This window comes from Burkholderia semiarida (assembly GCF_029268935.1).
Classification (GTDB): Bacteria; Pseudomonadota; Gammaproteobacteria; order Burkholderiales; family Burkholderiaceae; genus Burkholderia; species Burkholderia semiarida.
The window spans coordinates 1,768,530-1,793,152 of record NZ_JAHLCL010000008.1 but is presented as its reverse complement, the minus strand read 5'-3'; the positions used below and the strand labels follow the sequence as shown (position 1 = coordinate 1,793,152).

The 24,623-nt window shown below is 65.1% G+C and carries 12 protein-coding genes and 1 pseudogene; 7 read left to right on the top strand and 6 right to left on the bottom strand.

Annotated elements, in window-relative coordinates; all coding sequences use genetic code 11:
• Position 1: 1 nt before the first annotated feature.
• The 4 genes from KPB06_RS31200 to KPB06_RS31185 form a co-directional block, all read right to left on the bottom strand.
• Positions 2–2,092: a MacB family efflux pump subunit gene (locus KPB06_RS31200; RefSeq protein ID WP_410469497.1), complete on the bottom strand. Its 2,091-nt coding sequence runs from the start codon at positions 2,090–2,092 to the stop codon at positions 2–4.
• A complete protein-coding gene (locus KPB06_RS31195) occupies positions 2,089–3,285 on the bottom strand; it encodes an efflux RND transporter periplasmic adaptor subunit (RefSeq protein ID WP_059640876.1) in 1,197 nt (398 codons plus the stop codon). Before KPB06_RS31195 ends, KPB06_RS31200 begins: the two co-directional genes overlap by 4 nt.
• 304 nt (positions 3,286–3,589) lie before the next feature.
• Entirely contained in the window at positions 3,590–4,192 is a 603-nt protein-coding gene (locus KPB06_RS31190; RefSeq protein WP_099317732.1) for an HD domain-containing protein, read from the bottom strand.
• A 78-nt stretch (positions 4,193–4,270) separates the two neighbouring features.
• Positions 4,271–4,837: a helix-turn-helix domain-containing protein gene (locus KPB06_RS31185; RefSeq protein ID WP_060968510.1), complete on the bottom strand. Its 567-nt coding sequence runs from the start codon at positions 4,835–4,837 to the stop codon at positions 4,271–4,273.
• A gap of 385 nt (positions 4,838–5,222) precedes the next feature.
• Here KPB06_RS31185 and KPB06_RS31180 point away from each other — a divergent pair, with 385 nt between their 5' ends.
• The 3 genes from KPB06_RS31180 (at position 5,223) to KPB06_RS31170 (ending at position 8,153) form a co-directional block, all read left to right on the top strand.
• Positions 5,223–6,626, top strand: coding sequence for an HdeD family acid-resistance protein (locus tag KPB06_RS31180; protein ID WP_226291193.1), 1,404 nt, complete (start codon positions 5,223–5,225; stop codon positions 6,624–6,626).
• 96 nt (positions 6,627–6,722) lie between these two features.
• A complete protein-coding gene (locus tag KPB06_RS31175) occupies positions 6,723–7,295 on the top strand; it encodes a hypothetical protein (RefSeq protein WP_059640859.1) in 573 nt (190 codons plus the stop codon).
• A gap of 126 nt (positions 7,296–7,421) precedes the next feature.
• On the top strand, positions 7,422–8,153 hold the full coding sequence (locus KPB06_RS31170) for a ribonuclease T2 (protein WP_275905734.1): 732 nt from the start codon (positions 7,422–7,424) through the stop codon (positions 8,151–8,153).
• A gap of 156 nt (positions 8,154–8,309) precedes the next feature.
• Here the strand turns inward: KPB06_RS31170 and KPB06_RS31165 are convergent, their stop codons facing one another.
• Positions 8,310–9,845 carry an FAD-dependent monooxygenase gene (locus KPB06_RS31165; protein WP_275905735.1) on the bottom strand — a complete coding sequence of 512 codons (1,536 nt, stop codon included), beginning with the start codon at positions 9,843–9,845 and terminating at the stop codon, positions 8,310–8,312.
• 146 nt (positions 9,846–9,991) lie between these two features.
• Between KPB06_RS31165 and KPB06_RS31160 the strand changes: the two genes are divergently transcribed.
• On the top strand, positions 9,992–10,669 hold the full coding sequence (locus KPB06_RS31160) for a TetR/AcrR family transcriptional regulator (RefSeq protein ID WP_275905736.1): 678 nt from the start codon (positions 9,992–9,994) through the stop codon (positions 10,667–10,669).
• 52 nt (positions 10,670–10,721) lie between these two features.
• Here KPB06_RS31160 and KPB06_RS31155 read toward each other — a convergent pair.
• Positions 10,722–11,351: pseudogene (locus tag KPB06_RS31155) on the bottom strand (cysteine hydrolase family protein); the annotation flags it as partial.
• 711 nt (positions 11,352–12,062) lie between these two features.
• Between KPB06_RS31155 and KPB06_RS31150 the strand changes: the two are divergent.
• From KPB06_RS31150 to KPB06_RS31140, 3 genes are all read left to right on the top strand, one after another.
• Positions 12,063–13,769 (top strand): ShlB/FhaC/HecB family hemolysin secretion/activation protein, encoded by a 1,707-nt coding sequence (locus KPB06_RS31150; RefSeq protein WP_275905737.1) that lies wholly within the window; start codon positions 12,063–12,065, stop codon positions 13,767–13,769.
• Between the two features lie 90 nt (positions 13,770–13,859).
• Positions 13,860–14,762 carry a hypothetical protein gene (locus KPB06_RS31145; RefSeq protein ID WP_275905738.1) on the top strand — a complete coding sequence of 301 codons (903 nt, stop codon included), beginning with the start codon at positions 13,860–13,862 and terminating at the stop codon, positions 14,760–14,762.
• Positions 14,763–14,834: 72 nt separating this feature from the next.
• The gene (locus KPB06_RS31140; protein ID WP_275905739.1) at positions 14,835–24,287 is read left to right on the top strand and encodes a two-partner secretion domain-containing protein; all 9,453 of its coding nucleotides are present in this window, start codon (positions 14,835–14,837) and stop codon (positions 24,285–24,287) included.
• The last annotated feature ends 336 nt before the right edge of the window (positions 24,288–24,623 follow it).

The window sequence follows — 24,623 nt, the reverse complement described above, 5'->3', positions numbered from 1 at the left end:
GTCAGTCGCGCGCGAGCGCATCGATCGGGTCGAGCCGCGACGCGTTGCGCGCGGGCATGAACCCGAAAATCACACCGGTGAGCGTCGAGCACGCGAACGCGGTCACGATCGCGCCGGCCGAGAACACCATCTTCCACTGCGTGACGAACATCGAGAACAGCGCGCCGAGCCCGAACGACAGCGCGATGCCGATCGTGCCGCCGAGCAGGCACACGAGCACGGCCTCGACGAGGAACTGCTGCAGGATGTCGGACTGGCGCGCGCCGACCGCCATCCGGATGCCGATCTCGCGCGTGCGCTCGGTGACCGACACCAGCATGATGTTCATCACGCCGATCCCGCCGACGACGAGCGAGATCACCGCGATCAGCGACAGCAGCAGCGTCAGCGACTGGCCGGTCTTCTCGACGGTCTTGACCACGCTGTCCATGTTGTACGTGAAGAAGTCCTTGCGGCCGTGGCGCTGGATCATCAGCTTCTCGAGGCTTTTCTCGGCCGCGGCGCTCGGCTGCCCGTCGCGCACGCGCACGGTGATGCTGTCGAGATAGCGCTGGCCGAACAGGCGCCCGCTCGCGGTGGTGTACGGCACCCACACGTTCAGGCTCTTCACGCTGCCGAACGCGCTCTTCTTGTCGGCGGTCACGCCGATCACGACGCACGGCACGTTGTCGACCAGGATCACTTCGCCGACCGGATTGCGCGTCGCGCCGAACAGCTTGCGGCGCGTGTTCTGATCGATCACGGCCACCTGCGCCTGGCGGCGCACGGCATCGTCGTCGAACGCGACGCCGAGCGCGAAGCGCATCCCGCGCGCCTGGAAGTAGCGATCGCCGACGCCGCTCACGAGCGCGTTGACGTCGATGTTGCGGTAGCGCAGCAGCAGCGTGCGCGACGTTTCGGGCGTCGCGCTGTCGACGTACGGCTGCTCCGCGAGCGCGGCGACGTCGGCGGGCACGAGCGTCTGGATCGTGTCCGCGCGGCTGTCGCCCCAGTCGGTGCCCGGATAGACGTTGATCGTGTTGGTGCCGATGCTGCCGATCTCTTCGAGCATGTAGCGCTTCGCGCCTTCGCCGACCGCGACGATCGATACCACCGACGTGATGCCGATGATGATGCCGAGCATCGTCAGCAGCGTGCGCAGCCGATGCGACACGAGCGCGATCCACGCCATCCGGCACGCCTCGGCGAAGCGGCCGGTGCCTGCCGCGAAGCGGCGGCCGGGTGGCGCGGGATCGGCATTGGCGACGGGATCGGCGCCGACGGGCGGCCGTGCATCGTCAGCGGCGGGCGCGGACGGCGTACTCGCGGCCGCGTCGGCGCCCACTTCCGCGAGCGCTTCGGCAGGCGCTTCCGCGAGCGCTTCGGCAAGCGCTTCGGCAAGCGCCTCCGCGTAGTGGCGGTTCGGCCGGTCGGCGATGATCTCGCCGTCGCTGATCTCGATGATGCGCCGCGCATGGCGCGCCACGGCCTTGTCGTGCGTGACGATCACGATGGTATGGCCGAGCGCGTTCAGTTCGTGCAGGATCCGGATCACGTCCTGGCCGCTTTTCGTGTCGAGCGCGCCGGTCGGTTCGTCCGCGAGGATCACCTGGCCGCCGTTCATCAGCGCGCGCGCGATGCTCACGCGCTGCTGCTGGCCGCCGGACAGTTGCCCGGGCCGGTGATGCGCGCGATCCGCGAGCCCGAGGCGCGCGAGCAACGCGCGGGCGCGGGCGTGCCGCTCGGCGCGCGGGGTGCCCGCGTAGATCGCCGGCATTTCGAGGTTCGCCACCGCGTCGACGTGCGGCAGCAGGTGATAGCGCTGGAACACGAAGCCGAAGTGCTCGCGGCGCAGTTGCGCGAGCTCGTCGCTGTCGAGCATGTGCGTGTCGCGCCCGCCGACCGTGTACGTGCCTTCGCTCGGATGATCGAGGCAGCCGAGGATGTTCATCAGCGTCGACTTGCCGGAGCCCGACGCGCCGACGATCGCGACGATCTCGCCCGCGTCGATCGACAGGTTCACGTTGTTCAGGACGACGACGTCCTTGTCGCCGGCCGGAAAGCGTCGCGTGACGGCGGCAAGTTTCAGCAGGGGCTGGCTTCTCATCGTCATACCGCGTCCGCCAGCGGCGCGCGCTCGTCCGGCGACGCCTCGCCGATCACGACGCGTTCGCCGTCCTTCAGGCCGGCCAGCACTTCGACGCGCACGTTGTTGTTGATGCCGATGCGCACGTGGCGCGTTTCTGTGCCGCCGTCGGCGCGCAGCACGCGCACCGCGTAGGTGCCGTCCTTGCGTTTGTCGCCGAGCGCGGCGGCCGGAATGCTGAGCGCGTTGCGCGCGTTGCCGAGCACGATGTTGACCTGCGCGGTCATCGCGATGCGCAGCCGATGCCCGGGATTCGGCACGTCGAACAGCGCGTTGTAGAACACCGCGCTGTTCGGCTTCGTGCTGCCGCCGCTACCTCCGCCGCCGAGCGCGCTCTGTGCCTCCGCGTAGTTCTGCGGCGCCGGTTCGATCGCGCGCAGCTTGCCGTAGTGGCGCTTGTCCGGTTCGCCGAGGATCGTGAAATACGCGGTCTGGCCGGCGCTCACGCGGATCACGTCGGCTTCCGACACCTGCGCCTTCACCGTCATCGTGTCGAGATTCGCGAGCTTCAGGATCACCGGCGCCTGCTGCTGCGCGATCACGGTCTGGCCTTCCTGCGTGACGATCGCGACGACTTCCCCGTCGATCGGCGCGACGATGCGCGTGTAGCCGAGGTTGGCTTGCGCGGTCTCGATCTGGATGCGGGCCGAACGGATCTGCGCGGCGAGCGACGCGAGCGTCGCGCGCTGCACGTCCAGCGTTGCGCGCGCGGCCTCGAACGATTCGCGCGACGTCGCGTCGTCGGGCAGCATCGCCTGCTGGCGGCGAAACGCGAGTTCGGCCTGCGTGAGCTGCGCGGCGGTCGACTGCTGCTGCGCGCGCAGGCTTTCCTCGCTGGCGCGCGCCTGGCGCAGCGCATTTTCCGAAATCACCGGGTCGATCTCGGCGAGCCACTGGCCCTTCGTGACCTTGTCGCCGAGCTTGACCTTCAGCGTCTTCAACTGCCCCGACACCTGTGCACCGACGTCGACCTGCCTGAACGCCTGCAGCGCGCCGGTCGCGAGCACTGCGTTCTCGAGGTTGCCGCGCGTGACCGGCGCGGACAGGTACTGCGGATGCTTGTCGGGCGCGCAGGCCTTCAGCGTGACGCCGGCGGCGATCGCGACGACGGCGAGAGTGGCCAGCACGATGCGCCGGCGGCGATGGGTCTTCTGGGTCATGAGCATGCAGCGAGGATGAAGCGGGCGCCGGCGATGCGTGCGGCCGGGCGGAACGATCCGGTAGGCGTCGCGTGCCGGGCGTGTTGCCCGCGACGGGTTCCGCGTACGCATCGCGCGGGCGTGCCGAATCGAATCAGGCGCTCATGGTAAGCGAGGAATTCGCGCCAAATCGTGTGGAAATTGTGCTGAATTGTGTGGACGCCGCACCATCGGGCGGGCGAAACGGCGAGTTTGTCGCGATCCGCGGAACGGGCCCGCCGCGCGTGCGGCGCCCGGTGCTAGCGCTGCGCGGCGACGATCGCCATCATCGGCCGGTCGCGTTCCTCGTCGAGCGCTGGCCGCTCGCGTCGATCCGGCGTTGCGTATCGGCGTCGACGATCGCGCGGATCGCGCTGAACAGCGGTTGCGCGTCGGTGTAGCGTCGCCCGTAGCCGAGGTTGAACGCGTAGTCGAAATCGGGCGGATTGCGGCCCTGGTTGTGTTGCAGGATCGTTTCGAGCTTGTCGAGCGCCTTCGCCGCGCGGGCTTCCGGCGACGCGGCTGCCTCGTATTCGTCCCACAGTGCGACGATCTCGTCGCGCATCGTGCGGTCGAGCGACGCGGTCAGCGTCAGCAGGTCGTCGCGTTCGTGCGTGCTCTTGTCGGGGTGCGCGGCCTGCTCGATCGCCGGGATGTCGCCATGCAGCGCCTCGCCGAGGTCGTGGACGACGCACAGTTTCAGCAGCCTCAGCGCGTCGACGCCGGGCAGCGCGTCGGCGAACACGAGCGCCATCAGGCACAGCCGCCAGCTGTGCTCGGCCGTGCTTTCCGCACGGCCGGCCGACGTATGGCCGCTGCGCAGCACGTCCTTCAGGCGCTCGGCTTCGCGCAGGAAAGCGAGCCGCGCGTGGATCGTATCGGGATTCATGATCGGCGTCCTTGCGATGAACCGCCAAGCGTACGCCGGCCGGACGCGCGTCGTCCACGCATGAAATATGCGCGTGCGTCAGCGCGCGCCGAGCGTTTCCACGAGCCGCACGGCCGAGCCGTCCGACAGCGTCATCCGCGTCCACCGGCACCGGCTGCCGCGAATCGGCACGACGCGCGACGCATTCGCGCCGGTGTCGAACTCGACGCTCGGCGGCCCCGCGCGGTCGTGCCAGCCGAGCGGATCGAGCGCGGCTTCCATGCGGACGATTTCCGGCGTCGCGTAGCGCCACAGCGACGTGCCGAGCAGTGCCGAAAGCGGCTGCGAGAATTCGGCCGCACGCGCCGGCGAGCTGGCCAGCAGCCGGTGCGTGAGGTCGCACACGAGATGCATGCGGCCCGCGCTGCCGGCGATGAGCCGCGCGAGCGCGTGGTCGCCCGCGGAGTCGAGGCGCGCGGCGAGCAGCCGTTCGGCCGTTGCGCGCTCGTCGGGCGACATCTGCTGAAGGCCGGCCTCCCAGCGCGAGATCGTCGATTGCGCGACGCCGAACAGTTCGGCTGCGTGGCTTTGCTTCACGCGGTGCAGCGCGCGCCAGCGCCTGAGTTGCGGGCCGAGCGGCGGGGGATGGAGCGGGGAGGCGGGCATGGTGGTGCTCCGGTCGATGCTGCCGTCGCGCGGCGCACGCGGCGCGACGGCTACGCCGTCCGTGCGGTTCGCTTCAGTTCAGTGGCTTTCGCCCTCGGAAGCCGGATTCTCGCGTATCCGCCGCACGTTGTCGAACCGGAAGTCTGCCGCGGCAGCGGGCGGCCTGGCGCGTTCGCGCCGGTCGAAAACGTTTTCGCGGCGCTTTCACCCGGCTCCGTCATATCTTATTATTCGGCCAGAGCGGCGCGTGCCGGCCGCTATCGGTCATGTCGACGGCATGACGCGCCGGCAACGATGACCGCCATCCGGCAGGCGCGTCGCACCATGCGCGGCCGAAACGACCGGGAACGCGAGGCCGCGCGTATCCCGAAAAAACGAGGGCGCAATGGTACGACTGGTGTTGCTGCTGCTGGGCATCGAATATCTGCGAACCCGCTGGCGCGGGCTGACCGTGCTCGGCTGGCTGTGGGTGGCCGCGGGCGTCGGCATTTTCCTCGACGCGCTCGACGGCGCGCTGCATTTCCCGATCGAGCTGTTCGCGTGGCTGTTCCTGATCGAAGGGCTCGCGACGCTCGCGGTGGCCGGCAGCGGGGTCGGCGGGCAGCGCATCCTGCGCTACGTGAAGGGCGTCGCCGTCGTGGTGGCCGCGGGGCTCGTGTTCGCTGGCCATCATCACGGCCACTTCCTGCTGTCGATGATCTTCGGCACGCTGTTTCTCGTCGACGGGCTGCTGCAGTGCACGTCCGCGTGGATGGTGCGCTATCGCCGCTGGCACGTCGCGTTCGCGTGGGGCGTCGTCGAGATCCTGCTGGCGATCTTCTTCTTCCAGCCGTACCCGACGCACTACGCGGGCACCGTGCCGTACTGCCTCGGCCTGCTGCTGATGTTCGGCGGAATGCACATGCTGAGCCTCGCCGCACGCGTGCGCCGGCTGACGCGCAACCCGGCGTTCGCGACGTCGCCCGCGCCGGCGCTCGCGCCGGATCTCGACGATGCGCAGGGCCTGCCGCAGTTCGCGCAATCCGAATGGGACGGCCCGCCGGCCGACGGCGAGCGGGCGCTCACCGTGCATGTATGGACGCCGACCGGCACGTCGAAGGCCGAAGCGCAGCGCTATCCGGTGATCGACCGCTACATCGCGGCGGTGGACGTCAACGGCGTGATCTCGACCGGCCATGCGGCGCTGGAATCGCCGGAGGGCATCTACATCAGCCTGTATCCGGGCGTCGAAATCGATCGTTCTCCGGACGAATTCACGCGCATCCTGCGTGCGACGCGCGAGAACGACGTGCCCGGCCTGTTCCAGCCCGACTATGCGACCGAGTCGAAAGCGTGGTGCCCGTCGACCGTGCGCGTGCGCATCCGCAACTACGATCCGGCCAAGCTCGACGCGTTCTGGTCGTCGTACCGGCAGAACACGACGTACAACCTCACGCACCGCAACTGCTCGAGTACCGTGTCGAATGCGCTCGAGGCCGCGCTCGACGGTGCGGTGTGGCGGCTGAAGGGCGAGCGGGCCGGGTGGGGCGCGTTCGTGCGGCTGCTGCTCACGCCCGAGCTGTGGGTGGCCGCGCAGATCCGCAAGCGCGCGGTGACGATGGCGTGGACGCCAGGCCTCACGCTCGACTATGCGCGCGCGCTCAGCATGCTCGCCGATCCGCGCCCGTTCGCATGGTGGAAGGTCGCGCGCTCGGCGGTGAGCGCGATCATGGCGTCGCGCCGCGCGTGGCGCGAGCAGGACAGCGCGGCGTTGTCGCCTGGCGGATCGGAGGCGGCGTCGATGAAGTGAAACGCGTGGCGCCGGCCGCGGGCCCGGCATCACAAGGGGCGCTTGCGCACGGCCCGGCGAGATTGTCCGCCATCAGCACCCACGGATGACACAACCATGAACGAGACGAGGGCGTTCCGCATCCTGATTCCGGCCGCGCTGGCGCTGGCGAGCGCGGGCCTCGCGCAGGCGGACACGGACGAAGTGCTGCGCATGAGCGACGACGTGTACCGGACGTCGGTGTCGTTCTGCTCGAACGTCGCGGCCGCCGAGAAGATCGCATGCCAGGGCGACATGATCGCCGCGGGCAGCCGGATCGTCGCGGCGATGGGCGGCCTGCCGCCGGCTTCCGCCGCGGCGATCGACGAAGGCGCGCGCAACAGGCTGCCGCTGGAAGAACGCAACGGGCTCGCGCCTGTCGAGCCGGGTGCGATCGACAAGGACGACGATCTGGCCGGCCTCGCCGGCATGGTGCGCCTGTGCGATGTGTACGAGCCCGAACCGGCGTCGCGCGCGCGGCACCATGCGGCGCTGAAGCAGAAGGCGCCCGATGCCGCGCCGCGCGTCGAGGCGTTGCTGGCCGACGCATCGACGGCGGCGCGCCGGCGCGTCAGCATCGGCGTGTGGCAGATTCTCGCGCTCGAAGGCCCGCAAGCATCGGCGCGGGCGTGCACGCAGCTCGGCGCCTGAGCGATCCCGCCTTCTTTCGTGCACCTTCACATTCGTGCCACGTTGCGGCAGCAACAATCGCGAGCAGACATTCGACAACCTTGCGGCGCATCCCGCGCCCGCAAGCCTTTTCCGAGGAAACACGCCATGCTGAAGACGCTCGCCCGCGCCGCTGCCGCACTCGCCGTCGCTTCCGTTTCACTGCACGCCGCCGCGCAGACCAGCTACGACTACCTGTTGCTCGCCGCATCGTGGGAGCCGGGCTTCTGCGCGTCGCACGACACGCCGGAATGCACGAACCTCGCCGGCTCGTATGCGGCGACGAGCCTGTCGCTGCACGGGCTGTGGCCGAACCGCTACGACGGCAACCAGCCGTTCTACTGCGGCGTGCCGCAGAACGACGTCGATCTCGACAACGCGCACCAGTGGTGCAGCATGGACGCGTACCCGATCAGCAGCGCGACCCGCGACACGCTGTCGACGTACATGCCGGGCGTTGCGTCGTGTCTCGACAAGCACGAATGGTTCAAGCACGGCACCTGTTCGAATTCGGCGACGCCCGATGCTTACTGGAACCAGGCGTCGGGCATGATCAGCCGGTTGGGCAACACGTCGTTCAACGCGTTCCTGCAGGCGAACGCGGGCAAGACGGTCACGCGCAACCAGCTGCTGTCGGCGTTCGAAGGCGCGTTCGGCAGCAACACGCGCAGCGCGGTGTCGCTGAAATGCACGAAGACGAACGGCGTGAGCTACTTCACCGAAGCGTGGATTGCGGTGAAGACGAATGCGACCGCGCAGTTTCCGAGCGCGGCGTCGCTCGTGACGGATGGCAATACGCAGGGCACGTGCCCGACGTCGGGGGTGTTTATCGCGAAGTGAGGCGGACGCGGCCGATGTGCGCGATGTCGCGCACGTCGCGGGTGGTCCGGGCTGCGGCAGGGCGGATCGCGTGGGCGTTCGAGAATGTCGGGCGTGCCGTTGATGGCGCGCATGGAGATTTGTCGGTCGGCAGCTTCCTGCGTCGGGCGGCGGCGCTCAATTTGCCGCGCACGGCGCGCCGAACCATCGTGTGAGCGCATGCGTGGCGGCGTCGATGTCCGCGTCCGCGTGTACATCGTCATCGCATGCCCAGGCGACGAAACCATCGGGGCGCACGAGCACCGCACGCAATCCGAGCCGGTCTTTCGCGTCGCTCGCGATATAGGCGATGCGGTCGCGCCAGCGGTTTGCCGTCGCGTGAAGTGGCCGGCCGACATCGAAGTCCAGCAGCACACCCTTGCCAAGCCTCGCGCGTTCGCCGAGCCGCGTGCCATCAGTCAGTTCGAAGTCCGGAACGCTGCGGCCCACGAGCGGATGGCCGCCGCCGAGATCGTACGCGAGCGACACGGCCCACAGGCGTTCGGCGAAGTACGTCGCGCCGTCGCGCGTATCGACGAGATCGCGCATGATCGCCGCGAGCGCGCGCGAACCCGAGGACGGCCGCATCAGCGCGACCTGCGCACGCGACCAGTCGAGCACGCGCGCGCCCACCGGATGCCGTTCGTCCGTGTAGCTGTCGAGCAGGCCCGCCGGCGCGTCGCCGCGGATCGTCGCGGCAAGTTTCCAGCCGAGATTCATCGCGTCGCCGAGCCCGAGATTGAGCCCCTGGCCGCCGAGCGGCGAGTGGATGTGCGCGGCATCGCCTGCGAGCAGCACGCGTCCGTTGCGATACGTCGCAGCCTGATACGCGCGGTCGGTCCACGTGGCGGCGAGCCGAAGCGTGTTCAACGTGACGCTGGCGCCGGACACGCGACGCAGCACGGCCTGCGCATGCTCGCGCGTCACCGGTCCGCTGCGATGGAACGCACCGCCGTCGAACTCCACCAGCGCGACGGTACCGGGCGGCGTGTACGTGTACATGCCCGCCGGCGTGTAGTGACGGCCCGGCGGCAGCGCGCCCGGATCGGCGAACCCGGCTTCGATCGAATAACCGGTGAACTCGGCGTCGGTGCCGGTGAACGCGAAGCCGCCGGCCTTGCGGACCGCGCTGCGGCCGCCGTCGCAACCGACGAGCCAACGTGCGCGGAAAGTCTCGCCGCGTGCGTACAGCGTGACGCCATCGTCCGACTGATCGAAGCGCTCGACGGCAAGACCGCGCCGAATCTGGACGCCCGTTGCGCCCGCACGGGCGGTCAGCACGGATTCGACGCGCGCCATGTCGGTCGCCATGTGCGTGCCGGCCGGGCCGGGCAGGTGGTACGGCCACTGCGACGCATCGATGTCGTCGTGGAAGAACTGGATGCCGGCGAAATGGCCGGCCGGACGACGTGCTTGCTGCATCCAGTGCGCGGTGTCCTTTGCGTGGGCCGGCAAAGCGATGCCGTCGAGCAGGCCGCGACGGTAGAGCGCGTCGATGGTCGGCGCGGACAGGCCGCGCATGCCGAACGGGAGACGCTTCAGCGGAGATTCGGGATCGTCCGTCTGCTCGACCACCAGCACGGACACACCGGCGAGGCGCAGCTCGCATGCGAGAAACAGGCCGACAGGGCCGGCTCCGGCAATCACGACATCATGGGTCACGGGCGGATTCATCGGTGGCTCGGTTTCAGGCCAGGGCGGCCCGGTGTGATCGAGAAGGCGGTACCCCCCGGCATCGTGCGCGCTTCGGAAAAGTAATGGAACGATGTTCCATTGGGGCGATATTGGAACGATGTTCCAGATGTGTCAAGCTGACGCGCATGAAAACCAGCAACCGGACCGAGCGGCGCGCGGATGCGTTGTCGAAAGAGCGGATCGTCGAGGCCGCGATCGGGATACTCGACCATGCAGGCGAGGGCGCGCTGACGTTTCGCTCGCTCGCGGCACACCTGGCGACCGGAAGCGGCGCGATCTACTGGCACGTCGCCGACAAGGACGACTTGCTCGCGGCGGCCGCGGATCAAGTGATCGCGGCTGCGCTGACGGACGTGCCGACGGAGCATGACGGCGATGCGGCGCACGCGCTCCGGCGCATCGCGCTGCGTCTGTTCGACGCGTTCAGCGCGCATCCGTGGGTGGGGGCGCAGTTGTTCCGCGAACCGTGGCAGCACGCGGTGCTGCGGATCCTGGAGCACGTCGGCGGGCAGCTTCAGGCGCTGGGCGTGCCGGAATCCGCGCAATTCGACGCCGCGTCCGCGCTGATGCATTACATCTTCGGGCTGGCCGGCCAGTACGCGGCCGGCGCGCGGCTGCATCCGCGCGAAACGGGGCAGCCGGAGATCGTCGCGGCCGTTGCCCAGCGGTGGGCGCAGCTCGATCCGGCGCAGTACCCGTTCGTGCGCAAGGTGGCGGCGCAATTGGCCGCGCACGACGAGCGCGCGCAGTTCCTGGCTGGCATCGATCTCATTCTGGCGGGAATGGGCGCGGCGGCTCGGTAAGCGGCGTCCGGCGGACGATTCCGAACGGCGGTGCCACGAGTCCGTCGTTACGCAGCAGCCGCAGCGCATCCGCGAGCGACAGCACCGTCGTGCGCGATTCGAACGCGGTGGCGAACAGATGCTCGTGGACGATCGGGTCCGGGTCGTAGCAGCAATCCTTGACCGTGTAGAGGCGGAAATCGGCGTCGCTCGCGTGAGCGATCGACGACAGCATCACGCCGGTCGACGCGATGCCGACCATGATCAGCGTATCGACGCCTCGTGCGATCAGCCGCGCTTGCAGATCGGTGCCGAAGAAGACGCTCGCGCGGTGGGCGATGATCAGCGGTTCGTCGGGTTGCCGGGCCAGTTCGGGACACGGGCCGTCGTCGATGAACAGGCCGAGTTGCTTGATGCCCTGGCCGTTCTTGTTCAACGGGCTGACTTCCGGATAGCCGGGGCTGAAGCGGAGGTTCGCGAACCAGATGCCGACGCCGGCCGCTCGTGCGGCGTCGCATAGCTTGCGCGTATTGGAGAGCAACTCGGCCGCGACCGACGGGAAGAGGCCGAGGATGTCGGTCTGGTAATGCATGACGAGTAGAGCGGTTCTGGATGGCGCGACGGCCGGGATCGACGCGGATGCGCCGCTGTGCGCGTGTACGGGGGAAGAAGCGACGAGTTCCGATGCGTTGTCTTGATCCATGCGTGGCGTTCTCCGGTAATCGCTGCGGAAGGTCGGACACCCAAAACCGATTCGGCCCGCTCAGCCTTGAACAGTACATCGGCGGAGCGGCCGCAGCTGGCCGTGTTCGGGAAAGTGATATGTGTCTCAAAAATTCTACATTCCGGAGCCAAACAGGGCGTGTGGCAAAAATCGTGTTGCAAATTGGAGACGTTTAGTATCGCACCGACGTCTACTGTCACTTGTCGATGATCAGTGGATTAACGGAGGTGAGGAATGTCAATCGTCCAGATTTTGATATTTCCTATCTCAGTATTAAGGGTGGTTTTTGGGATCTTCGTGAGAACGATGAAGTCTCGCAGGGCGACTCCACGGAGATGTGCCTGGTACTCCTTGTTGATTTGCGAGTGGTCTAAATAAATCAATGATTTATTGAGCTGATGTGAGGGTAATGGCGCCTCCTTGCCTCACGGTCTCCCTACGGGAACTGCTTCGTTTTTGATACGTGATTTTTTATTGGATAATCTTTTCGAAGTGTCAAATTTTTTGCTTTTTAGAGGGATTGACTTGTGCATATTTGATTGGAGTATGCCGCGATCGCCGACCATGCAGCCGCGGCGGGTGAGCATTCACGGCTGAGAATATTGGTACGGCATTGCAATTCCTGACACTGTGCTTTCGAGTGTTTTGATAAATTGCGGCGCGAGAGACCAATCATTACGCGGCTAACAAGTGAAGAAACGAGAAACTTCGGCAGCGTTGATTTCGGCGTTGGCGAGCGTTTCTGCGTTCGCGCAAGGCATTCCGCCGTCCGAGATCACGTCTGGCCCGCAAATCCAGCGTTTGCAACAACAGCAACTGGACGCGACGAAGGAATTGAATCCTCGTCCGACCGTCCTGACGCCGACGGGCGAGAAGGCATCGACAACCGGCGTCGACAACTTGCCGCTCGATAATCCGTGCTTTCCGATCAAGGCAATCGCACTGGAAGACAATGCGTTCGCATGGCTTGCGCGTTTTCTGCAACCGGTCGTCGGCCAGTGCGTCGGCAAGGCCGCGCTCAAGCAGATTCAGGACGCGGCCAATAACGCACTGATCGACCGTGGCTACGTGACGTCACGCGTGCTCGTGCCAGGGCAATCGCTGCAAGCCGGAACGCTGACGCTTCGTGTGGTTCCCGGGCGGATCAGCGACATCCGCGCCGGCAAACCGACGATCGGCTGGACGCACGCGGCATTGCCGGCATCGGCCGGTGCGTTGCTGAATCAGCGCGACATCGATCAGGGGCTCGAGAACGTGCGTCGTCTCCAGTCACAGTCCGATGCGACGTTCGACATCGCACCCGGCATGAATCCGGGCGACTCGGAGCTGGTGTTCCATCCGGGCACCGGCAAGCGCTGGCATGCCGTCATCGGCGCGGACAACGCAGGTCTCGATTCGACCGGCAAGTACGAGCTGTCGGGCTCGTTCACGTTCGATTCCCCGTTTCACTTGTACGATCAACTGCAGATCGCAGGCACGACGAACGCAAACATTGGCGCATCCGGGAAGGGGAATCAGTCCGTCTCCGCGAACTACAGCGTGCCGATCGGTTACGCGATGCTGACGCTGAACGCGAGCCGCTCGCGGTACAAGCAGACGGTCGCGGGTTTTGACGAGCCGATCGAATACAGCGGTGTTCAGTCTCAACTTCAGGCCGGGTTGTCCGGCGTGATCTATCGGAACGCGCACGCGCGCACCGAAATTCACGGCAACCTGTTCCACAAGATCAGCCGCAACGCGATCGACGGTGTCGACATTCCGGTGCAGCATCGCGACATCATCGGTTACGAACTGGGTATCGCGCATCGCCAGTACATCGGTAATGTCGTGCTCGACGGCTCATTCGCGTGGCGCGCATCGTTGCCGGGCCTCTCCAGCCATTCGGGCACGGTGGTCGGCACTCCCGACTTCGACGGCAAGACGCAGGTCGAACTGGCAAGCCTCGGCGCTCAAGTTCCTTTCAGGATCGGCAGTCAGGCGTTCTCGTACCAGTTCGGCTGGAACATGCAGAACGCACGTACGCCGCTGACCCCTTCCGACTATTTCACGATTGGCACGCGTTACGCGGTGCGCGGCTTCGATCAGCAACTGACGCTCGCCGCCGAGAGCGGCTGGGTGGTTTCCAACGAACTCGATTGGTACGTGCCGACGTCTGTCGGTACGCAGGCGCTCTATGCCGGCATCGATGCCGGGCGCGTGCGAGGACCGGCCGCGCAATACCTGTTCGGCGAAACGCTGGTCGGCGCCGTCGTCGGCATGCGCGGCAATCTCGCACCGAAGAACGTGCTCGGCGCCGCGCTGAACTACGACGTATCGCTCGGCTTCCCGTTGTCGAAGCCGGACGGATTCAAGACGGGGTCGCCGACGTTGCTGTTCCAGGTCAGCACGTTGTTCTAAGCGTAGCGGGGCGGGCCGAGTGGGGTGTCGATCTCGACTCGGTGTCCTGTTGATCGTCAATCAGATCGTCAATCAGAAGAAGGAGTAACCATGCAGCACCGGTACGAGAAGCATCGGCTTTTGCAAGCCGCGACGGCAACGTTTGCGGTGGTGGCGGCGCTTGGCCTGAGCGCATGTGGCGGTGGCGACGACGGTGGTGGCGGTGGCAGCGCGGCAGCGAATGGCGCGTCGTCGAACGGAGCGCCGTCGGGTAGTGCGTCGTCTTCGACGGGGATTCGCGTGGAAGGGCAATCCCAATCGATCTCGAGCCAGATTTCGACGGTCCGCATTCTGATGCCGCCCGCATCGTGGAACGGTGGACAGATGCCGAACGGGAATTACACGCTCAGAGCCCTGTCCCAGCCGACCGCGTCGCTCAAGGAGCAGGCGCCAGGCGCCTATGTCGCGATTCCCTACGACTCGTCGGGCACGATCAAGACCCTGACCAAAGGCACCGTGACGGATCTCGCCGGCAATGGCGACATCGCCATCGGCCGCTGGACGGACGGCGCCGATTCGGCAGGTGCGACGTACAACGCCAATCAGGGGCAAGTATGGGCAATCGGTGTGCCGGTTGCGATCGATACGACGTCGCCCGTGCAAATGCAATGCTCGCTGGCCTTCGCAACGCGCCCGACGTCGACGGACGGCAATACGGCGCCGGGTTCGCTGAATGGCGCCACGGCGACGCTCACGAGCGGTACCGACACCTTTGGTCATCCGGCCATCAACTACACGCTGAATCTGCAGTACTCGATCGGCAGCGACCAGAACCAGTCGTTCGTTGGAACCTCCGCGATTGGTCTGGCGGAGCTCAGCTCGAAAACCAGATCGGCGCTGATGAGCACGGTCATGGGCACGGACGCGAAGCAACCGTATCTGGTGGTGTCGTACGGCATCCCGGCCGCGACGACGGGCAACATCAACGGTCTGGCGGCACTGAGCTGCAAGTAACGTGAGTAGCGGCCGGTCATTCTCGCGATGCGTGGACGGCCGGCTCGACATGCATTCAAGAATAAGACGATCATGAATTCCGGAATCTTTCGCTTGGTCTTCAGTGCCGTGCGCGGCATGCTGGTAGCGGTTGACGAATACGCATCGGCGCACGGGGGCGGTGAGCGCGCTCGCGTGCGGCCAGCCACTCGACCCGTGTCGGTGGATTCCGGAATCTCGATCTGGTTTGCGGCACGCGCAACCGCGTTCGCCGCACTGTGTACGTTCGGCATGCAGCCGCTCGTTGCCGAAGCGCAGGCAACGCTGCCGATCACGCCCGATCGAAGCGGTCCGACCCATCCGGTCGTCGGGGTGTCGGCATCGGGCGTACCGCTCGTCAACATTACTGCACCGAAGAACGGCGTCTCGCTGAACAACTTTACGCAGTACAACGTCGGCACGAAGGGGGCCGTGCTGGTCAACAGCGGCCGGGATTCGCGGACGCAACTCGCCGGCTGGGTGCAAGGCAATCCATTCCTCGGCAACAACGCCGCGCGCGTGATCGTCAATCAGGTCACGTCGGGCAACCCCAGTCAACTGCTCGGGCCCACCGAGATCGCCGGCAATCGCGCGAATCTCGTGATCGCGAATCCGGCAGGCATCACCTGTGCGGGTTGCGGCTTTCTGAATGTTCCGCGTGTCACGCTGACGACCGGCGTGCCGACTTTCAATCCGGATGGCACGTTGGCAGGTTTCAACGTGACGCAGGGGCAGATTGGCATCGCCGGTGCGGGGCTCGACGCGCATGGCAGCGCGATCGACCTGATCGCACGCGCGATGACGATCAACGGCCAGGTGTGGGCGGATTCGATCACCGCGGTGGCGGGGACGAACCGGGTCGACTATGCGAGCAACACCGCGCAGGCGCGGAACGGTACCGATGCCGCGCCGGGCGTCGCGATCGACGTGCAGGCGTTGGGAAGCATGTTCGCCAATAGCGTCCGGATGATCGGGACCGAGGCCGGCGTGGGTGTGCGAGATGCCGGTTCCATCACGTCACTGACTGGCGATATTCAAGTCTCGAACAACGGCGATGTGACGATTGCGCCGACGGCGCGTCTTCAGTCGGCCGCGAATACCCGGATCGATGGCGCCAACATCGCCCAGCAAGGCACGATTGTCAGTACGCAGGCCACCGATCTGAACGCGTCTCGGGCGCTGTCGAACGCCGGAACGATTTCGTCGGCCGGCAACACGAACCTGACAGCCGCCACGTCGTTCAACAATAGCGGGCAGGCATACGCGGGCGCGGATTCCGCACGCAATCTCGTCGGCGGTGGCTCCGTCACGGCGCGCGCCGCGAACGTGACGAGCAGCGGCACACTGGCCGCGGGCGACAACGTCAATCTGTTCGCAAACGACGTCACGCTCGACCACGGAACCGTGAACGCGGCCAGCGCGGTCAACGTCACGACGAATGGTACGTTGTCGAATGTCGCCGGCACGATGAGCGGGCAGAACGTGACGCTGAGTGCGGGGCAACTGGTCAACGACTCCGGCACCATCAGTTCGCACAGCCTCGCGAACGTAACCGCGCAATCGGTTTCGAACCGGTCGGGGACGGTGGCGGCGGACACACTGTCCCTGAACTCGGCCGGCGCGCTAGACAATACGCAGGGGCACATGACTGCGCGCACGGCGCAGATCGCCGCAACCGACCTCACGAACGTGGCCGGCGAGATCGGCACCTCGACGGGCGCGTTGACATTGACGGCGACCGGGAACGTGTCGAACGACAACGGGAAGATCGCGGGCGGCAATGGTCTCACGCTGACGGCGAATGCGGTTTCCAACGCACAGGGCCAGATCGGCTCCGTCGCGGGCGATACCTCGCTCGACGTCACGCAATCGCTGAACAACGCAAACGGCAAGGTCGCGTCCGGAAACGATCTGTCGATTCACACGGCCCATCTCGACAACTCGGCTGGATCGGTGAGCGCGCACGCCGCACGGATCACCGCGACCGATGTCGTCAATACGGGCGGCAAGATCGGCACCACCGATATGCTGACCGTGACGGCGACGGGCGCGGTCTCGAATCAGTCCGGCGCGATAGTCGGCGGCAATGGTCTGTCGGTGACGGCAAACAGCGTTGGCAATGCGGCGGGCACGATCGGATCGGCCGCCGGCGACACGGCGCTGCGTGCGACGAAGTCTCTGACGAACGTTGGCGGTACGGTAAGTTCGGCCAATGCGCTCGTCGTTGCAAGCGACACGATCGACAACTCGAACGGCAGTATGACGGCCGTGCGCGGCGTACAGGTCCAGGCGGGGGATCTCGTCAATGCGGGCGGTCAGATCGGGTCATCGTCTGATGCGTTGTCGTTGACCGCAACCCGCACGGTGTCGAACGACAGCGGCAAGCTGGTTGGGGCGAGCGGGCTGTCCGCGACAGCCGGCATCCTCAGTAACCGTGCAGGCCAGATCGGCGCGTCCAACGGCGACATGACGCTGATCGTCTCGCAGGTACTCGACAATACCCAAGGCAAGATTACCGCTGCCGGTGCGCTGAACACGCAGGCCGGCACGTTCGACAATTCGCAAGGCGCGGTTTCGGCGGACGCGGCGAAGCTCAATGTTGCAGGCGCATTGACGAATGCAGGCGGCACGATCGCGACGACACACGACACGACCGTGGCGGCGCACACCGTGACGAACCGCGGCGGCACCATCGGCTCCGTGTCGGGCGCATTGTCGGTGGCGACATCCGGTACGACGGACAATGCCGGGGGCAAGCTGCTGGCCTCGGGGGACACGACGCTGACCAATTCCGGCCTGCTGAACTCGGGCGGTACGATCACGGGGGCGAACGTCACGCTCGCGTCCGGACAAGGTGCGATCGATAACACGCTCGGCAACGTGGCGGCGAGCCAATCGCTGACGAGCCGTTCGGGGGCGTTCGATAACCGGTCGGGATTGGTGCAGGCGACGGGATCGGTCGATCTCGATACGCACGGCCAGACGTTCGACAACGGCATACTGGCAGGGCAATCCACAGGGGGGCAGGTTCTCGGCAATGGCGTCACGCTGACAACGGGAGCACTGAGCAACGCAGGTGGTGCGATTTCGTCGAGCGGTGCGGCAACCGTCAACGCTGCTTCCGTGACGAACGATGCGGGATCGCTCGTGGCGGACGGCGTACTGACGGTGCGAAGCGCCGGTACGGTGTCGAACGTGGCCGGCCAGATCGGCGGCAACAGCGATGTCACGGTGTCCGGTACGACGGTCGATAACACGCGCGGCGCCATGCATGCGCGCGGCGCGCTGTGGGTGACGGGCGATACGATCCGCAATGCGCAGACTGCCAATTCAACGCTGCCGACCACCGCAGGCGTGCCGGGATTGACTGCCGGGATGGAAGGCGCAAGCGTCACCCTTGATGCGAATCAGGCGATCGACAATACGTCCGGCTCGATTCGAGCGGACAGGAATGCGAAGCTGACCGCACCGATCATCGACAACACGTCGGGCAGCATCCAGTCGAAAGGCTCTGCAACGTTGACGGCAGCGAATACGGTGGTCAACAGCCAGGGCGACATCAATGGTGGTCAGCAACTGACGGTCTCGACCGGGACTTTGAGCAACGACGGCAAGCTCCAATCATCGGGCGACGTCGACGTAACGGCGCAAGGCGATCTGACCAACACCGGCCAGATCGTGGCCGGTCATGATCTGACGACCACGGCCGGCGGCACGCTCGACAACAGCGGCACGCTGTCGGCGGGCAATGTCGCCAATGTGAGCGCCAATGCGATCCGGAACCGTGCGACCGGTGAGATTATCGGTGGCAACGCGACCAACATTCACGCGAACCAGTCGATCACGAACGAAGGTCTGATCGATGGCGGCACAACGACGGTGACGGCCGGGGACACGATCACGAATGCCGGTGGCCGGATTTACGGCGACACGGTCGCAGTGGGCGCGAACATGGTTGTCAACGACCGGAATGCCCAGGGTGTCGGTGGCGTGATTGCTTCTCGCGGTGACCTCGACATCGGGGCGCAGACGCTCATGAACCAGAACAACGCGCTGATGTACGCGAGCAACGACATTCGTGTCGGCGGCGCGCTGGACGCGAACCATCAGGCAACCGGTGCTGCGCAGACCGTGACGAACAACGGCGCGCAGATCGACGCCGGTCGCGACATCACGATCGGCGCAAACCGGTTCGCGAACCTGAATTCGAACTTCCAGACCACGACCGTCACGACCGACAGCGGGAATCAGCTTTGGTATCAGGTGCCGGGCTCGACGGAGAAGATCGACCCGTCGACGGTCTACCTGTACCAGAAGAACAGCCAGGAAATCCATCCGGGCACGGATTACCAGTGGGCGCTGGACGACGATCAGAAATTCATCCTGCTGCCGTCGACGAAATATCCGTTTGCCGAGTATGCGAAGTACACGATGAACGGGGTGGCGGGCAAGATCGATAACACGGCGTATGCCGCAATCAACTTTGGTGGGGGCGGCGCAGCTACACAAACTGGTGCGTATCGGACGGTCCCGGCTGACATCTGGGCGACGTTCGGCGTAGCGCCGCCGCCGGACGCGAATCCGGCATGGATGACGTCGGGGCCATTCGCCATGACTGCGGGTGCTGGACTGGTTACTGGCAGACGCGGCGTTGGCAGCGATTGGTTCGCGATCAAGCCCCCTACTGAAGCTGATGTGACGGGCGCAAAACCGCCTCCCTTCAGCCCACCGAGTCCTTCATGTCTGACCTCGACAAACGCGGCATGCGCACCGTTCCAACAGTGGTACAAGGCCACCGTCGCGGCCTACCAAAATCTGAATCAGGCGCTCGTTGGGTATAACGGGGATGTCGCGAGCCGGCTCGTCCAGACCTATACCGTCTACACGGTAGACGTGAAATCGACCAAGGACGTTGTAACGGCTTCGCAACCCGGCACGGTTACCGCTGGCCGTCATATCACGATCAACACGCCGTCCGGCGTCAACGACAAGAGCCAGATCGTGGCCGGCGACGGCAACCATCCGAGGAACGTGCAGAACATCGGCGCGACCGGTACTGAAACGTTCACGGGCTCGGGCAAGGCGATCTATACCTGGGTGCAGTCCGGCGGGGCCTTCAGCGGTGACGAGCGCGCGACCTCGACGACCAACTACTCGCCGGCTATTCCGTCACAAACGATCGATCTGCCGGTGGTGCTGGCCGATCCGGGCAAACCGTCCGATCCGATCAAGAGCGTGGCGGCGGCGACATCCGCTGCGCAGGGTGCAAGCGGTACGGGCGTGACGCCAGTAGCGGGCAAGGAAGTTGGCGGGCAAGTGTTGGTCGGCTCGGGTGTGTCGGGCGTCGGCGTCGGGACCGTATCGGCCGTGAAGGCCAACGTCGGCGATGTAGTCGTGCGCACGGTCACGCCGAATACACGCCTGCCGAACAACGCGCTGTATCGGGTGACGAGCGACCCGGGCAGCCACTTCCTGATCGAGACGGACCCGCGCTTTACCGATTACAGGAAGTGGTTGTCCAGCGACACGATGCTGGATGCGCTCAAGGTCGATCCCAATACGGTCCTCAAGCGCATCGGCGATGGCTTCTACGAGCAGCAGCTCGTTCAGCAGCAGATCATCCAGACCACCGGCCAGCGGTTCATCGGTGACTATACGGACAATCAGAAAGAATACGAAGTATTGATGGCGAACGGCGTGAAGGCGTCGCAGCAGTTCGGGCTGAATGTCGGCACGGCGCTGACCGATGCGCAGATGGCTGCGCTGACGAGCGACATCGTGTGGCTCGTGAATCAGACGGTGACATTGGCGAACGGCAGTCAGCAGACGGTGCTGGTGCCGCAGGTATATCTGCGCGCGAACGCGGCGGACGTGACTGGCGAAGGCACGATCATCTCCGGCAAGAACGTCACGGTCGATGCCAATGGCGCGTACAAGAACTCCGGCACGATCGCCAGCCGCAACGTCACGATCATTCATGCCGATTCGATCGACAACAGCGGCACGATGTCGGGTGGAACCGTGCTCGCGAGCGCGAGCCAGGACCTCAATAATCTCGGCGGGTTGATTCAAGGAAACACTGTAGCGCTGTCGGCTGGCCGCGAGCTCAATCTGACGAGCACGACCAGCTCGGCGAAGGCTGCGAATGGCAGCGCGACCGGCATCGACCGTGTATCGACGGTCAATGCAGGTACGCTTCAAGCTGTCGCCGGCCGGGATCTGAACGCTAATGCGGCGGTGATTGCGACGACCGGCGATGCCGTGCTCGCAGCGAACAACGACGTCAATTTGAATGCGGTTCGCCAGAGCAGCCAGGATGCGGTGAAGTGGGATGCGCGCAATCATGCCGAGCATTCGGCGTCGATCGACACGGGCACGCAGATCGCGACGGGCGGCAATCTGGCGATCGTGGCGGGCCATGACGTGAATGCGACGGCCGCGTATGCGAATGCGCAGGGTGCGATTGGCATCAGCGCCGGGCATGATGTCAATCTGAATGCCGGTGAACAAAGCGCGAGCGCGAACGACGAGCACTATCACAAGGAAAACGGCTTCCTGTCGTCGAAATCAACGCACACGATCGATTCGAGCGGTTACACCAATGCGGTGGGCACGACGTTGTCGGGCAATACCGTCGCGGTGCAGGCAGGCAATGACCTGACGGCGAAGGCCGCGACGATTGCGGCAACCAACGATGTGAGTCTTTCCGCGGGTCACGACCTGACGGTTACGACAGGGGACACGGCCTCGAGCGAATATCACTACAAGGACGTGAAGAAGTCGGGCCTCGGCAGTGCGGGCGCGGGGATTTCGTACGGCACGAACCAGACCATCGATACCAGCCGCGACACGGTGAAGGGTTCGCAGGGCAGCCTGATCGGCAGCACTGACGGCAGCGTGTCGATGGTAGCGGGCAACAAACTCCACGTGACGGGCTCCGACATTGTTGCGGGCAAGGACGTGACGGGCATCGCGAAGGAAGTGACGATCGATGCGTCGCAGACGGATCGCCATCACGAAGAAACGCACGAGGTGAAGAGTTCGGGTTTCACGCTGGCCGTGAAGTCGCCCGTCATCGATGCAATTCAGAACGTGAACCAGCAGGCGCAGGGTGCGGGCGGCAGCCAGGACGGACGTGCCGCCGCGCTCCATGCGATTGCGGCGGCCGGCGGCATGGCCGATCTGGTCGGCGCGACGGGCAATATGACCAAGGCGCTGAGCGATCCGAACGGCAAGCCGGAGGCGAAGATCGAGTTGAGTTTCGGCTCGTCGCACAGCAAGACGACATTCACCGAGGACAGCAGGCAGAACAACGGCAGCAGCGTGAAGGCCGGCGGCACGGCGGCGTTCGTCGCGACGGGCGACAAGAACGCGGGCCAAGGAAACGTGACGATCCAGGGATCGGACGTGAACGCGAAGGACGTGCTGCTGCAGGCGACGAACAAGGTCAATCTGGTCAACAGCACGGATACCGACAGCACGCGCAGCACGAACGAATCGAAGAGCGCGAGCGTGGGGGTGTCGTATGGCACCGGCGGATTTGGTGTCTCGGCGTCGATGTCGCGTGCGCACGGCGATGCGAATTCGGATGCGGCGACGCAGAACAATACACACGTCAGCGCGAGCAATACGGCGACGATCATCAGCGGCGGCGATACCAATATCGTTGGGGCCAACGTCAACGCCAACAAGGTGATTGCGGATGTGGGCGGCAACCTGAATCTCGCGTCGGTGCAGGATACGAGCCGCAGCGAGGCCCACCAGAGTAGTTCGGGCGGCGGGTTCAGTGTCAGCCAGGGTGGTGCGAGCGCCAGCGTCAGCATGCAGAACGGCCATGCGAGCGGTAACTATGCGGGTGTGAACGAGCAGGCGGGGATTCAGGCCGGGGACGGTGGTTTCGACATCAACGTGAAGGGCAATACGGACCTGAAGGGGGCGTATATCGCGAGCACGGCGACGCCGGACAAGAACCAGCTGACGACCGGGACGTTGTCGTTCTCGGATATTCAGAACAGTTCGAGCTACAACGCGAGCAGCTTCGGGATCAGTGCTGGTGGTGGTGTGGGGAATGGGGGCAACAACTACGCGACGCACGGGCCGACGTCGGGCAAGAACACGGGCGGTGCGTTGCCGCTGTATGTGAGCGAGAGCGACAGCAGCAGCGCGAGTACGAAGAGCGCGATCAGTGCCGGTACCATCACGATTGCGGATCAGGCGAACCAGAAACAGGACGTGGCGACGCTCAACCGTGATACGTCGAATCTGAATGGCACGGTCAGCAAGACGCCGGATCTGCAGCAGGTTCTGAGCAATCAGTCGGATTTGATCAACGCGGCGCAGGCGGCGGCGGAGACGATTGCGAAGCAGATTGGGAGCTATGCCGATAAGAAGCGGGAGGAGGCACAGACGAACGCGAACAACGCGACCGATCCGACGCTCCAGGCACAGTACCAGCGGGAGGCCAACAGTTGGGCCGAGGGTGGTGACAATCGTGTTGCGCTACACATTGCCGGCGGTGCGCTGACGGGTGGGTTGACCGGCGGTGGCTTGGGTGCGGTTGGTGGGGCTGCCGGTGCTGGTGTATCGGCGAAGCTCGCTCCGCAACTGAATGAGATTGCGCAGTCGATCAAGGATGCGGGGCCGACTGGGAACGCTAATGTCGACGAACTGCTGGGAAATCTGACATCGAATGTGCTGGCTGGTGGAGTTGGGGCGTTGGTCGGTGGCGGGACTGGGGCGTTGACCGGGGCGAGTGCTGATCGGTTTAATCGGCAGTTACACGAGGACAGCAAAGCGAAGGAACAGACGCTAGCGAAGAAACTGGCGGCGGAGAGCGGCGGGAAATATACGGAGCAGCAGATTCAAGAGCAGATGGCGCAAATGGATCTGGTGATGAGCGATGGTGGTGTGCTGCCGGGCAATGTACGCGTTGCATCGGGCGACCAGCCGCAAGACGGGACGGAGTGGACACGGTACGGCGTGAACAAGGCCGGTCAGACGGTGTGGACGCAATCGCTGGGGCCGGGTGATCCGGATTTGCAGGCGTATATTGTGAAGGGAGCGCAGGGTAGCGGGTTCGCGTATCACGCGACGACGACGGGCAAGAATCCGGGCTTGGCTCGTGCTCCGGACTTCGTGAACTTCCAGATTGATTATTTCGTGGGTAGTGTGTGGGGGACGTTCTCGCGAGATGGGAACTCGTACTTTGGTTACGGCGTGAACAAGGCACTGCCAAATTCTGTGAATGCCGCTGCAAGCGTGCAATTCGGTTGGCTTAACCAAAGCTCGGTGCGGCCGGGACAGACAAACAACTTTTTGTCTGGGTACGCTGGTAATGGGACGGGTGCCTTATCGGTCATCGGTGGTGGTATCGTGTATTCGCCGGGTAATGGAACTGCGACAGTCATTGGTATTGGTGCTGGCGCAAACCTTGGTAAAACTAGTAACCCGGCATCGGCCGGGATGGGTTATACAGTCGACCAAGGTAAAACAGGAGTTAGGTGGTAATTATGATGAGCTTCCCTGGGCAAACGCCGAAGACGCGAAAGCAGAAGATCATCTGGTGGTGCTGTTTCACTGCGATGATGAGTTTCATTGTGTACGTGGTGTTGAAGAACATCTTCTTTAGCTGAATGCTGCTGGTCGGAACCTGAACGCCAACGCGGCGGTTATTGCGACGACCGGCGATGTCGTGCTCGCAGCGAACAACGACGTTAATTTGAAGGCGGTTCGCCAGAGTAGTCAGGATGCGGCGGAGGGGGACTCTCGCAACCACGCGGAGCATTCGGTGTCGAGCGACACGGGAACGCAGATCGCGACGGGTGGCAATCTCGCGATCGTGGC

Bases quoted from the DNA above. Each gene is read 5' to 3' on its own strand.
- KPB06_RS31180 (WP_226291193.1), top strand. From the start codon at position 5,223: ATGGTACGACTGGTGTTGCTGCTGCTGGGCATCGAATATCTGCGAACC.
- KPB06_RS31185 (WP_060968510.1), bottom strand. From the start codon at position 4,837: ATGCCCGCCTCCCCGCTCCATCCCCCGCCGCTCGGCCCGCAACTCAGG.
- KPB06_RS31160 (WP_275905736.1), top strand. From the start codon at position 9,992: ATGAAAACCAGCAACCGGACCGAGCGGCGCGCGGATGCGTTGTCGAAA.
- KPB06_RS31195 (WP_059640876.1), bottom strand. From the start codon at position 3,285: ATGACCCAGAAGACCCATCGCCGCCGGCGCATCGTGCTGGCCACTCTC.
- KPB06_RS31145 (WP_275905738.1), top strand. From the start codon at position 13,860: ATGCAGCACCGGTACGAGAAGCATCGGCTTTTGCAAGCCGCGACGGCA.
- KPB06_RS31190 (WP_099317732.1), bottom strand. From the start codon at position 4,192: ATGAATCCCGATACGATCCACGCGCGGCTCGCTTTCCTGCGCGAAGCC.
- KPB06_RS31140 (WP_275905739.1), top strand. From the start codon at position 14,835: ATGAATTCCGGAATCTTTCGCTTGGTCTTCAGTGCCGTGCGCGGCATG.
- KPB06_RS31200 (WP_410469497.1), bottom strand. From the start codon at position 2,092: ATGACGATGAGAAGCCAGCCCCTGCTGAAACTTGCCGCCGTCACGCGA.
- KPB06_RS31175 (WP_059640859.1), top strand. From the start codon at position 6,723: ATGAACGAGACGAGGGCGTTCCGCATCCTGATTCCGGCCGCGCTGGCG.
- KPB06_RS31165 (WP_275905735.1), bottom strand. From the start codon at position 9,845: ATGAATCCGCCCGTGACCCATGATGTCGTGATTGCCGGAGCCGGCCCT.
- KPB06_RS31170 (WP_275905734.1), top strand. From the start codon at position 7,422: ATGCTGAAGACGCTCGCCCGCGCCGCTGCCGCACTCGCCGTCGCTTCC.